The 13,857-nt window shown below is 47.0% G+C and carries 6 protein-coding genes; 5 read left to right on the top strand and 1 reads right to left on the bottom strand.

Features of this window, described 5'->3' with window-relative positions:
* Nucleotides 1-41: 41 nt before the first annotated feature.
* Entirely contained in the window at nt 42-4,238 is a 4,197-nt protein-coding gene (locus tag ESB13_RS16770; protein ID WP_164974249.1) for a hybrid sensor histidine kinase/response regulator transcription factor, read from the bottom strand.
* Nucleotides 4,239-4,457: 219 nt separating this feature from the next.
* Between ESB13_RS16770 and ESB13_RS16765 the strand changes: the two genes are divergently transcribed.
* The 5 genes from ESB13_RS16765 (at nt 4,458) to ESB13_RS16745 (ending at nt 13,849) form a co-directional block, all read left to right on the top strand.
* Nucleotides 4,458-7,376, top strand: a complete 2,919-nt coding sequence (locus ESB13_RS16765; RefSeq protein WP_246022592.1) for a SusC/RagA family TonB-linked outer membrane protein — start codon at nt 4,458-4,460, stop codon at nt 7,374-7,376.
* A 19-nt stretch (nt 7,377-7,395) separates the two neighbouring features.
* Nucleotides 7,396-8,985, top strand: a complete 1,590-nt coding sequence (locus ESB13_RS16760) for a RagB/SusD family nutrient uptake outer membrane protein (protein ID WP_129004777.1) — start codon at nt 7,396-7,398, stop codon at nt 8,983-8,985.
* A 32-nt stretch (nt 8,986-9,017) separates the two neighbouring features.
* Nucleotides 9,018-10,079 (top strand): SusE domain-containing protein, encoded by a 1,062-nt coding sequence (locus ESB13_RS16755; RefSeq protein WP_164974248.1) that lies wholly within the window; start codon nt 9,018-9,020, stop codon nt 10,077-10,079.
* 20 nt (nt 10,080-10,099) lie between these two features.
* A complete protein-coding gene (locus ESB13_RS16750) occupies nt 10,100-11,128 on the top strand; it encodes a glycoside hydrolase family 53 protein (RefSeq protein ID WP_220399693.1) in 1,029 nt (342 codons plus the stop codon).
* A gap of 108 nt (nt 11,129-11,236) precedes the next feature.
* On the top strand, nt 11,237-13,849 hold the full coding sequence (locus ESB13_RS16745) for a membrane or secreted protein (RefSeq protein ID WP_246022591.1): 2,613 nt from the start codon (nt 11,237-11,239) through the stop codon (nt 13,847-13,849).
* Nucleotides 13,850-13,857 lie beyond the last annotated feature (8 nt).

Here is a 13,857-nt window from a genome sequence, read left to right as displayed (position 1 = left end):
TTCTCCCAATGTTTGGAGAAGCTTATCATAGTTAAAGAACGTTACCTATTCCCCAGCTCCTGCAAAAACTGTGTAGGTGTTTTGCCGAACTCTTTTTTAAATGCCTTGGTAAAATAAGACTGTGTTTGTATACCTATTCTTAATATCACCTCCGATATAGGAACATCTTCATGGGTCATTATGTTAGCGGCTTTCTTGAGTCGTATTGTGCGTACAAAGTCGCCGGTGGATTGGCCGGTTAGCTGTTTGATCTTTTGATAAAGATTGGTTTTGCTCATGCCCATATTCGCACAAAGCATACTAACGTCGAAATCGGGGTTCATTAAATGGTTGTCTATTTCTGCCATCAGCTTATCCATGAATTCCTTGTCCCTGGTAGAGTTCACGAGCTCTTTGGCTTCATAGTAATAGTCCTTCAGGAAACGCTCTTTCGATTTTTTTCTTTGTTCCAGCGTGTTGCGTATGGTAAGCTGTAATAACTCCATACTCAGTGGCTTGCCAAAGTAGAAATCTGCCCCCGATGCGGCACCCTCGATGTTGGATGATAAAGTTGTTTTAGCCGTGAGCATCATAAAGGGAATATGACTTGTTTCCAGGTTTTCTTTAGCCAGCTTACAGAAGGTGATGCCATCCATTACAGGCATCATTACATCGCTGATGATAATATCGGGAAGTAAGGCCTTTGCTTTTTCCAAACCCTGTTGTCCGTCTGATGCTTCCAGGATGGTATAATCATCGGCGAGTGCGCTTTTGAGGAAGGCACGCAACTCGCTGTTGTCGTCAACGATCAGGATCACTGCCCCGCTGGTGTGCCCATCTGCCCCTTTGGATGTACCGTTTGTGGCTATTGTTTTGCCAGCTGCCATTCCATTGACCGGAGCTTCGGTGTTGTCTGTTTGTCCGGAAGTTGTATGCTCCATATCGGCCGAAGGCATAACGCTGTAGCGCTGGTTTGAAACAATGCTCTCCAGTTGTCTTGCTTTAAGCTCCGGATCGCCTATCCAGCGTTCATTTTCTGTATAATCTTCTTTACGATAAGGCAGTGATATAATGATCTCCGTTCCTTTATGGCGCTCGCTGTAAACTTTGATATTGCCCTTATGCAATAAGGTCAGACTTTTAACGAATGCCAGCCCAATGCCTGAGCCGAGGTGATTTTCGTTGACCCTGAAATAGCGTTCAAACAGGTGGTCTATCGACTCCTTTGAAATGCCGATACCATTATCGGTGATCCGGAAATGAAGATAGCCTGCCGCTTTGTAGTCGTTGGTGATCACCAGCTCGTGGGCAAACGACGGTTTCAGATCCTGTAACGACGTGAACATTTCGAGGTCTATCTTTCCCCCGGCAGGAGTATATTTGAAGGCATTGCTCAACAGGTTATAAATGATCTTTTCCAGCACCTGGTTGTCGAACCATGCTTCAGTGGGCTGGTCGTGATAGGATACGGAAAAGCGGATATTCTTTTCTACGGCCCATTCGTGGAACTCTTCTGATATTTCGTGGAGAAATGCTTCCGGGTTGCCTGGCATCACCTTAAGCTGCAGCACGCCCGATTCTACTTTTCTGAAATCCATTACTTCATTCACCAGGTCAAGTAAGCGGTAGGCATTTTTTTGCATGAGTTTATAGGAATGCAGCTGGGTTGCCGACTGCTCTTCGCGGATCAGTTTTTCCAATGGCCCTAGTATCAGCGTCAGAGGGGTTCTGAATTCGTGCGAAATATTGGTAAAGAACTGGAGTTTCAGTTGATGAACTTCTTCTCGTTTCTTTTCGCTTATCTTCTTCAGCTCTGCATTTCTGCGGAAGGCAAGTATTCGGTAGGAGGTATAAAACAGGATGGCAAACACCAGCAACAGGAACCACCAGGTTTTCCAGAACGGCGGGTGTATTATTATGGTGATGGTGGTTTCTTTATTGTTCCAGGAGCCATCACTGTTCGATGCTTTTACATGAAAGGTATAAGTGCCAGGATCAAGATTGGTATAGGTTGCTTTTCTTTCATTGCCAACATAGTTCCAGTCTTTATCCCAGCCGTCGAGTTTATAGGCATATTGATTGTTTTCCGGCGCAGTATAATCGAGTGCCGCAAACCCGAATGAAAACGACGACTGGTGGTAGTTTAACACAAGTTGCCGGGTAAGGCTGATATCCTGTTCCAAAGGAGAATGGTTGCCGCCAGGCAGCATTTTAAGATTAAAGAGCTGCAGATCGGTGATATACACCGGGGGCGCATAGCTATTAGTGGTAATGGTTTGGGGATAGAAGGCGTTAAACCCGTTGATGCCGCCAAAATACAGCTGTCCGTCGCGCGTTTTCAGGTAGGCATTGGCTTCAAATTCCAGACCTTGCAGTCCGTCTCCTGTATTGTATTTTTTATAACCGCCTTGTTCCGGGTGAAAACGGGTGATGCCCCGTGATGTTGATACCCAGAAATTCCCCTTTTCATCTTCTGCGATGCCCTTGATGAACTCCGATCCTAATCCGGCCTGTTGCGTGTATAATGAAAAGCGCTGTTCGGCGGTATTGAACAGGTATAATCCCGATTGTCCCACCCACAACCGGCCTTTACTATCGACAAACAAAACCCTCAGATCCGGCGTTTTTTCTTCATTGTTGAAGAAATGACGCAGCTTTCCGGTGGCTATGTTATAGCAGTTAAGCCCCCCGTCGTCGGTGCCTATCCATAAATTCCCCTTCCGGTCTTCCACCAGTGATACAATATTATTACCGGAGATGGTGTTGGCGCCGCTGCCTTTTATACGCGTGAACTGACGGGTGGCGCGATTATATAAACTAAGTCCCCCATAGTAGGTGGCTACCCATAAATTTCCTTTGCTGTCTTCGAGGGTTTGTTGCACATAGTTGGAACTGAGGCTATTGGCGTCTGCCGGGTTATTCATAAACCTGGTAAAGCTGCCGTCGGTCTCACGGTATAAATTGAGCCCGCCGCCCCAGGTGCCGATCCATAACTGGCTGTCGTGGTCCTGCATGATGCTCAGCACTTCATTGGAGCCAAGTGTACGGGTATTGTACGGATCGTATTTAAAATAACGGAAGGTTTGCTTTTGCCGGTCGAACAGGTTAAGCCCGCCCCCATCTGTTCCTATCCAGATCCGGCCTTTGCTGTCTTCACAAAAAGCTTTTACATCGTTATAGCTCAGGCTGTTAACATCTGGCTGCTGTTGATAGAGGCCAAATTTTTCTGCGCCCGGTACATATATATTAATACCCCCGCGATGGGTTCCTACCCATAAAATACCCTGGCGGTCTTCGTAAATCGCTGATACCGTGCGTTGTGAAAGGCTGCGGCTGTTATCGGGGTCATTCTGGTAATGGAAGAAACTGCTGTCGGCAGGATTGAACAGATCGAGACCACCGTTGATGCTGCCGGCCCAAAACTGACCTTTGCTGTCGCGCAGAATAGCACGCACCTGGTTGCCCGACAGGCTGCGGACGTTTTTATCGAGATGCCCGAACCGGGTAAAACTTCCGTTTTCAGGATTGAAGAACAGGAGACCACGTTCTTCGGTACCCAGCCATAATTTTCCCTCTCCGGCGCTGGTGATCTCCCGGATGACATTGTGCTCCCTGTCGAAACTACCCGGTAAGGCCCAATCGCGCAGTTCATTTTTTTCAGTATTTAAGATATGTAAGCCATTGTCTGTTCCTACCCAGATGGCTCCCTGGGGGGATTTAAAAAGAACATTTATTCTATTGTCGGCAAGACCGTACTTTGCGCCGGGTTTAGTAACAAAGTGCTCAAAAATGCCTGATTTCGGGTCAAATTTGTTCAATCCGCCGCCATAAGTGCCTATCCACAGATGTTTTTGACTGTCTTCGCAGATGCTGGTAACCTGGTTATAGCTAAGACTGTTTTTATGGGAGGGAGTATGACGGTAGCGGGTGAAATTATTTTTTGCCGGATTAAAACGATTCAGGCCATTTAACGTACCTACCCACAGCATGTGTTCACTGTCTTCATAAAGGCACTTAATATAGTTATCGCTGATACTATTGCTGTCCAATGCATCGTACCGGTAAACCGTGATCTGGTAACCATCATATTTATTGAGTCCGTCGCGGGTGCCAAACCACATAAAACCGCGGCTATCCTGTAAAATGGTTTCTATGGTACTGTTCGAGAGGCCCTGTTCATTTCCCAGATGACGGAATTTAAGTTCCGGCGCCTGGGCCGCCAGCGGACTCTGGCAGAATAGCAATATTGCCACTGTCATACAGTGGAGGTAACTATGGCAATAATATATTATAGCCCGGATTATGGGGGGAAGCGCACGCACCATTCAAAATTAGATCAATAGGACCAAAAAAATGAACGATCGGATAAAGCGCTCAATATCAATGTATTTTACTTTGTATGCCTGGTTTCTCAGGCAAACGGCATCTAAAACTGCCTGTTATCCAGCCATTGAAAAAATAAAAATTGACGGATGAAAATGAAACAACGATTGCTCTGTGGAGTGATGTGTGTGATGATTACCCTGCTGGCTTTTATGCCCGCTTCCGCCCAACAAATGATCAAAGGTACGCTGCGCGCTTCTTCCGGCGAACCCCTGACGGGGGCTTCTGTCGTAGTGAAAGGAGCAGGCAATGGTGCCAGTGCCGATTCTCTCGGTAATTTCTCTATCAGGGCAAAATTGGGTGATACCCTCATCGCTACTTCGGTTGGCTTTGAAATGAAAGAAGTAAGGATCTCGGCCAACACTATTAATATTACCCTCCAGGTTGCCGTAACCACGCTTAACGATGTGGTGGTTATTGGTTATGGCACCCGTTCTAAAAAAGACCTCACCGGATCGGTTGCCACCGTTTCGGCAAAAGATTTCCAGACTGGCGCCGTTACCACACCCGATCAGCTGGTAACAGGTAAGGTGGCAGGTGTCGTTATTACGCCCAATGGCGGCGCCCCCGGCGCAGGTGGTACCATCCGTGTTCGCGGTGGTACTTCCCTGAGCGCCAGCAATAACCCCCTTATTGTTGTCGACGGAGTACCGCTTACCAACGATGGCGTTTCCGGCGTTTCTAACCCGCTAAGCCTCGTTAACCCCAACGACATCGAATCGTTTAACATTCTTAAAGACGCCTCCGCTACCGCCATCTATGGTAACAGGGCTTCAAACGGTGTTATTATCATTACTACAAAAAGCGGCGCCGCCGGCAAGCTGAAACTGAACTTCAACTCCGTTCTTTCCCAGTCTGTAAAAAGAAATGAAGTGAAAGTGCTCGATGCCAATCAGTTCCGTTCTGTAGTGAACGAGCGGGGAACCGATGCCGAAAAGGCAATGCTCGGTAATGCCAATACCAACTGGCAGGATGTGATTTTCCAGAATGCCTTTGGCGGCGATTATAACCTTGGCGTTTCAGGTGGTATTAAAAAACTGCCCTACCGTTTTTCTGTAGGTCATACCTACCAGGATGGTATCCTCAAAACCAGCAACGTAAAAAGAACATCCCTGGGCCTGAACCTCACGCCTTCGTTCTTCAACAACTCGCTGAAAGTAAATATCAACCTCAAAGGCGTTTATCAGAAAACCAGGTTCGCCAATGAAGGCGCTATTGGAGCAGCCGCAGGCTTCGATCCTACCCAGCCTGTTTATGCCAGCAATAAATTCGGGAACTTCTATGAATGGCTCGACGAAACAGGTACGCCTATTGAACTGGCGCCCAAGAACCCGCTCGGCCAGCTGCTGCTCAATTCCAGCCTGAGTGATGTTTACCGTAGCATCGGTAGCATTAAACTGGACTATAAACTGCCTTTCCTGCCAGCGCTTACCGCTACTGTTAACGCCGGTTACGATATCTCTAAAACAGAAGGTAACGGATTCATCCCTGCATTTGCAGCGCTCTCTTACCAGAGAGGTGGCTCTATGACCGAATACTCACAGCGCAGAAAAGATAAACTGCTCGATTTCTACCTGCTTTACGCAAAAGACCTGAAGGAAATTGATAGTAAACTGGATCTTACGGCAGGTTATTCCTACCAGGATTTCTTCCGCGGAAGTCCCGCTTATCCTGTAAGAAATGCTGCGGGAAATGTTTTGAGCATGCCGGTTCCCGACTCCAGCCGCAACACGTTACTCTCCGTATTTGCCCGTTTGAACTATACGTTTAAAGGCAAATACCTGTTGACAGCTTCTATGCGCCGCGATGGTTCTTCCCGCTTCAGCAAAGACAATAGGTGGGGTAATTTCCCTTCTGCTGCCCTTGCCTGGAGAATTAAAGACGAGGGTTTCATGAGAAGTAACAAAACGTTCTCCGACCTGAAACTGCGTGTAGGCTTTGGTATCACCGGTAACCAGGACCTGGATGCCTATTATCCTTACCTGCCTATTTATACACTCGGCGGCAGCAACGTGCGTTATCCCTTTGGAGATAGCTCTTACTACACCTACAGGTCTGAACCCTACGATAAAAATATCAAATGGGAAACCACCACAGCCTGGAACGCAGGCATCGACTTCGGCTTCCTGAAAAACAGGATCACCGGTACGCTCGATTTCTATTATAAGAAAACAAAAGACCTGCTTACACGCATTCCTACAGCAGCAGGTGTAAACCCCGGTAATATGTTGCTTACCAACGTAGGTAACATTGAAAGCAAAGGGGTGGAACTGGCTATCAATGCAGGTGTGATACAGGGTAAAGACTTTAGCTGGAATGTAAACTTCAATATTGCTTACAATAAAAATAAGATCCTGAAACTGTCTAACGTAAGCGACTCTACTTCCGAAGGCATTTTAACAGGTGCTATCTCCGGCGGTAAAGACAATACTATCCAGATCAACAGCGTAGGGTATGCCCCCCAGACCTTCTACGTTTACAAGCAGGTGTATGATGCCGACGGCAAACCGGTAGAAGGTGTGTTTGACAAACAAAATAATGGTGCGCTTTTCTACAGGTATAAGTCTGCGAACCCTAAGCTCACAATGGGCTTCACTTCACAGATGAGTTATAAAAAATGGGATCTCTCCTTTGTATTGCGCAGCAATATCGGCAACTACCTGTATAATAACGTACGCTCCGGCAGCGGCGCCTTTAACAGTGTAAGCACGGGTATGGGTTATATAGGCAATACCAATGTCGACTATCTGAACACACGTTTTACCAACAGCCAGTTCTTCTCTGATTATTATGTGGAGAACGCATCATTCCTGCGAATGGACAACGTTAGCTTCGGTTACAACTTCGGCAGGATCTGGCGCAACAAGGCTTCGCTGAAGTTGAGCGCTATTGTTCAAAACGTGTTCGTGATCACAAAATATACGGGCCTCGATCCCGAAGTATATAGCGGTATAGATAATAACATTTATCCAAGACCCAGGATTTATTCCTTAGGTATCAACATTTCCTATTAATCTTAAACGCCGCAGTATTATGACTATTAATAAATATATCTCAATAATAGCCGCAGCCATTAGTTTAACAGCTGCATCCTGTACCAAGGATTTGGACAGAACTCCTTATGTGCAGGAGACCTCTGAGTCTGTTTATAAAGATCCGGCCAAAATCAAAAGTGTGCTTGCCAAATTATATGGCGGCTTATCACTTAGCGGTCAGGATTACGAGAATGCTTCTTTAGCCGACTTGTATACTACCGATGCAGGTTCTGTTGTATTCCTGCGTACCTGGTGGTCGCTGCAGGAGTTTACAACGGAAGAAGCTGTAATTGGCTGGAACGACGGCGATTTACTCGCTTACCACAACCTGAACTGGACGCCCGATGGGAAGTATCTCAAGATCATGTACGATCGTCTTTTCTTTGGTATCGCTTCCTGTAACGAGTTTCTGCGCCAGACGACCGATGACAAAATGAGCAGCTTCACAGAAGCAGAAAGAAACAATATTAAGAACTACAGATATGAAGCCCGTTTTCTCCGTGCCCTCTATTACTGGGTTGCCATGGATATGTATGGAAATATACCCTTTGTTACAGAAAACGACCCTGTAGGCCTTTTCCAGCCTCCTCAAAAATCCAGGTCCGAAATCTTCACTTATGTTGAAACTGAATTGAAAGAACTCGAAAACCTGCTCCCCGAGCCCGGTACAAATGAATATGGCCGTGTTGATAAAGGAGCAGCCTGGATGCTGCTGGCTAAAATATACCTGAATAGTGCAATCTATACCGGTACGGCTAGGTATACCGAAACTATTACCTACTGTAATAAGCTGATCGGCGCTCCGGTGTATCGACTGTCGTCTTCTTATGCCAACCTCTTTAAAACCGATAACAACCTTACCGGTGAAATTATTTTCCCCATCGCAGCAGATGGTGTTACTTCCCAGTCTTATGGCAATACTTCCTTTATTATTCTTTGTGCACTGGGCGGTAAAATGAACCCTGCCGACTATGGCATGTCTACTACCTGGGGCGGTATGAGGGCTACCAAAACAATGGTGAACCAGTTTGCCGATCCTACAGGACTAACCGATAAAAGGGCCATCTTTTATACAAACGGGCAGTCGCTCGAAATAACGAGCCTGAGCGATTTTACCAATGGTTATGCTGTTCCCAAGTTTGTAAATAAAAGCTCTACCGGTCAGGCGGGTAAAGATCCTACCGGTCGCTTTACCGATACCGACTTCCCCATGTTCCGTTTAGGTGATGTGTACCTGATGTATGCAGAAGCTGTGGTAAGAGGGGGCTCCGGTGGCTCTCTGAGCAATGCCTTGAATTATGTAAACCTGCTTCGGCAGAGAGCCTATGGCAACAATAGCGGCAATATTGCCTCCGGTGCGCTTACCCTCGATTTCCTGCTTGCCGAAAGAGGCCGGGAGCTCTATTGGGAAGGACAACGCAGAACAGACCTTATCCGTTTCGGCAAATTTACCGATGGCAGCTATGTATGGCCCTGGAAAGGTGGCGTGGCGCAAGGTATTGGCGTCAACAAAAGATATAACATGTTCCCCATACCTACTGCCGATCTTATTGCCAACCCCAACCTGAAGCAGAATAGTGAATATTAATTATGAAATGCTTGCAATTAAATAAGTTGAAAATGAAAAAACATATTATAGGCCTGCTGTCAGTACTGCTGCTGTTCGCCGCTTGTAAAAAAGATGAATCGCTGTCGGTATATAAGGTGCCGGCAGGAGTTCCTTCTTTTACGTCCAGCATCAGCGCTATCGTGCTCGATAGCACTAAGAAGAACAACGAAGCGGTAGCCTTCGCCTGGTCGGAAGTAAATTTCGGTATCAATGCGGCAGTTACCTACTCTCTCCAGTTCGATGTATCCGGAGGTAAATTTGAAAACCCACAGACCACTGTCATCGGCGATGACATGCATACCGCGTCTGTTACTGTGGCGGCATTGAATGCGGCTGCCTTGGGAAGAGGCCTTCCGGCAGAAGTAAAAGGAAAACTGGATGTTCGTGTAAAGGCCGAGGTGAAGCAAAATGGCACTTCCACCAATCCTTCTGCTATCCCCGCTACTTATTCTGCAGTGATATCTATTGATGTAACACCTTATCCCGGCGCCGACTATCCTAAATTATGGGTGTCCGGTTCTTTCCAGTCATGGAGTGCTTCTACTGCCATTCCACTTGCTGATACCGGTTTTAACGGGGCTTACGAAGGCTATGTTTATTTTCCTGCCACATCTTCCGACCTGTTGTTTAAGATCCTTACGGCCCAGAACTGGGATAATGCCTACGGCTATGTAAGCGATACTAAAATGGCGCTTGGCGCTTCCGGTAATTTTTGGGCGCCTGCTGCAGGCCTCGTAAAAATTAATGCCAATACAGAAACAAAAGACTGGAGTGCATTGACCACTACATGGTCGCTTGTTGGCGACGCCGTTGCCGATGACTGGAATACCGATATCCCGCTTACTTACGACGAAGCTACCGGCGCACTGGTAAACAATTCAGTAGCCATTAAAGCTACAGGTGCGTTTAAGTTCAGGGCCAATAAGGCCTGGACGCTGAATTATGGCGTCGATAATAATAAGCTCAAAGTAGATGGCAGCAACCTTACCGCTCCGCAGGGCGCCGGTAATTATAAAGTAACCCTTAATCTTACCAAGGCAGGCAACTATACCTGGTCTGTTCAAAAATTATAAACCATCAACACGTGTAGAACATGAAACATATTTGGATGCTGACAAGCCTGTTGCTGGTAATGGTTACAGGATGTAAAAAATACGACATGCCCTCCAGCGAACCTGCTTCGCACGACTATACCAATACGCTGGTGTTGGGCACGGACAATAGCTGGATCACTCAGATGGAAGCTTCAGGCATTAAATTCTATAATGCTGCCGGCGAAGCGAAAGATGGTTTTCAGCTCATGAAAGACCTTGGCGTAAAAGCCATAAGGTTAAGGGTGTGGGTAAATCCTGCCGATGGCTGGAATAACCTTGCAGACGTTACCGCGAAGGCTAAGAGAGCGCACGCACTGGGACTAAAACTCATGATCGCTTTTCATTATAGTGATTCGTGGGCCGATCCTGCGCAACAGGTTATGCCTGCTGCCTGGTCTGCCGCAAATTTCACGGTGTTGAAGGACTCTGTGTATAACCATACCTTCAAAGTGTTGAATAGTCTTAAAGCAGATGGTATCACTGCCGACTGGGTACAGGTAGGTAACGAAACCAATGATGGTATGTTATGGCCTATCGGCCGTGCCTCATCGAATATGGCAAACTTCGCCAGTCTTATTTCATCGGGTTACGATGCGGTAAAAGCAGTGAATAGCAATGCAAAAGTGATCGTTCATATTTCCAATGGATATGATAGCTCACTTTTTCGCTGGATGTTCGACGGACTTACTGCAAACAATGCAAAGTATGATGTGATTGGTATGTCGCTTTATCCTGAGCCAACTACCTGGCCTGAGATGAACAAACAGTGTGAGGCTACCATGAAATTCGTTACTGCGAAATATGGTAAAGAAGTTATATTGTCAGAGGTTGGCATGCCTGCTACCAGCGCTGCCAGTTGCAAGCGATTTATAGAAGACCTGAGTGAAAGGATCTATAACCTGCCCGGACAAAAAGGCCTCGGTCTCTTCTATTGGGAACCACAGGCGTATAATTCCTGGCAGGGGTATGGGCTCGGCGCTTTCGATGCAACAGGCAAACCTACTGTAGCGCTCGAAGCTTTCCGGTAAAACCCTTTTGCCAAAAGCTTTAAGGAGAATCCATGCTGCCGGTTATCTTCATATTGTGCATACCTGCTAAACAGGCTTGCCTTGATTGCTTAACTTTAATTGAATAGGATGTTTGCTCGTTCCGTAATGCTTTTCTTTATACTGTTTATAGGTTTGCACCAAACGGCCTTTTCCCAGCGCAACGTTAAAACTGCGCCGGGAAAACCACTGGTGTACGTCGATAAAAAAGGAATACTGCGTTATACAGCCGATAACAAAGAAGCAGCCTTTTTTGGTGTTAACTATACTGTACCCTTTGCGCATGGTTATCGCGCGCACAAGGCGCTGGGAATTGATCTGAAAAAAGCGATCGACGCCGATGTTTATCACTTTGCACGTCTTGGCCTGGATGCATTTCGCGTACACGTTTGGGATACCGAGATTGCCGATGCCAACGGTAACCTGCTCCTGAACGAGCATCTCAACCTATTCGATTATCTGCTGGCAAAACTGAAAGAAAGGAATATCAGGATCTTTATTACACCCATTGCATTCTGGGGCAACGGTTATCCTGAAAAAGATGAAAACAACGGCAGCTTTTCCTATATCTATGGCAAACGCGGAGCGGTTGTAAATGATACTGCTATCCGCGCACAGGAAAACTATCTCAAACAATTCTTTGCACATGTAAATCCATATACCGGCCTCTCTTATACTAATGACCCCGATGTTATTGCTACAGAAATAAACAACGAGCCTAATCATAGCGGCCCGCTTGCAGGAGCTACCAGTTATGTAAACAGGCTTGCAGCTGCTATCAGAAGTGCAGGCTGGAAAAAACCTGTATTCTATAACATCAGCGAATCTCCCTATTATGCTGCTGCTATAGCGGCTGCCAATATCGATGGCGTTAGCTTCCAGTGGTACCCAACGGGGCTGCTGGCAAACCATGCCCTGCAGAATAATGTACTGCCCAATGTCGACAACTATGCGATTCCATATGATACCATTCCTGCTTTTAAAAATAAGGCAAGGATGATCTATGAATTCGATGCCGCCGATGTAATGCAGCCCATCATGTATCCTGCAATGGCCCGGAGCTTCCGTACCGCCGGCTTCCAATGGGCTACCCAGTTTGCTTACGATCCTATGTACACGGCTTATTGTAATACCGAGTACCAGACACATTACCTGAACCTCGCCTATACTCCGGCAAAAGCAATCAGCCTGCTCATAGCAGGCAAGGCATTCCATACACTTCCCTTGTATAAAAGTTATGGAGCCTACCCCGCAGACACTTTGTTCGGAGCCACACGTATCAGCTATCATCAGCAGCTGAGCGAATGGAATACAATAAATGAGTTTTACTATACCGGCAATACGGCTACACAACCGCTGAACCTGCCCACATTGCAACACGTTGCCGGCACTGGCAGTTCTCCCGTAGTGAAGTATAAGGGAACCGGAGCCTACTTCCTCGATAAGATCAGCGAAGGCGTATGGCGACTGGAACTGATGCCGGATGTGATAGCGTTAAGAGACCCGTTTGGAAAATCTTCGCCCAGTACAGAATTGAGGAGAATGGAATGGAACACGCAGCAGGTCTCTGTTCTGCTGCCGGATTTGGGAGAGGGTTTTTCTGTGAGTGCTGCCAGCAGGGAAAGCAGCACTCACCCAACGGTCTTGCAACACACGGTTGCACTAACACCCGGAACTTACATTCTTACTGCAAACGGCAAAACCTTTAACGGTGATAAGAATACAACAGTTGCCGGTGCCGTTAAACTCGGAGAGTTTGCCGCCCCCCAGCCGTTCAGTAATTCGGTATTTGTAAATCATACACCGTTTCGTGAAGCCCCGGCTGGTCAGCCATTGCTGCTTCAGGCAACTATAACATCCATCCCAACATCCGGATTGCACCATCTGCCATCCATTTATATCGAAGGCGCCTGCAAAGGTGGTCCCTGGTTTAATATCCGGTTTCAGGATCAGGGCAATGGCATCTATACGGTAACCCTGCCCGACAGCTTACTGCAACCAGGCCGCCTCGACTATAGAATTGTCGTGCATCATGATACGAACTTCATTGTATTTCCCGGCAATTATAAAGGCGATCCTTATGCGTGGGATAACCTGAACAACGAATACTATCATACAAACATTGCTGCGCCCGGAGCTACCTTATCTTTGATCGATGTTGCTTCAGATAACGACCTCTTCCTGGTGCCTTCCTGGCCCGGACTTTCGTTTACAAGTGGCGCTACACCGGCAGCACTGGCAGTATGCCTGAAAGGAAATGGAACCGGTGCCGATTCTGTTTCCGCTGTAAGCAGGGTTGTTGCAGCCGATATCAAAGCCAGGCTTTCACAGCATAACAACTTCTCCAAAGTAGTTATCAGGGCAAGGGTGGTAGGTGCACAATCGGCTGTAGCAAGAGTAGGACTTATTTCATCCGATGCAGTTTCATTTGCAGCACATGCAAAACTAGCTGCATCCTTTAGCGATATAGAGCTGCCGCTCAGCAGCTTTCAACCAGCCCCCGCATTACTGCTGCCAAGGCCTTACCCCGGCTTTATGCCCTGGTGGTTTCAGGCTGCTAACGCAGAGGCCGGCGGCATGGCGCAGCAGTTGAGCCTGCAGTCGCTCGATAGGGTAGAAGTATCCAATTACACCGGGGCTGATAATAAAACCACATCATCGCCTTACACTATAGAAATCGAATCCCTTTGGCTAAAAAAGTAAAATGAGGA

The organism is Filimonas effusa (assembly GCF_004118675.1).
In the GTDB taxonomy this organism is placed as follows: domain Bacteria; phylum Bacteroidota; class Bacteroidia; order Chitinophagales; family Chitinophagaceae; genus Filimonas; species Filimonas effusa.
The sequence above is the reverse complement of the archived record's forward strand: the minus strand, read 5'-3'. Positions and strand labels throughout refer to the sequence as shown.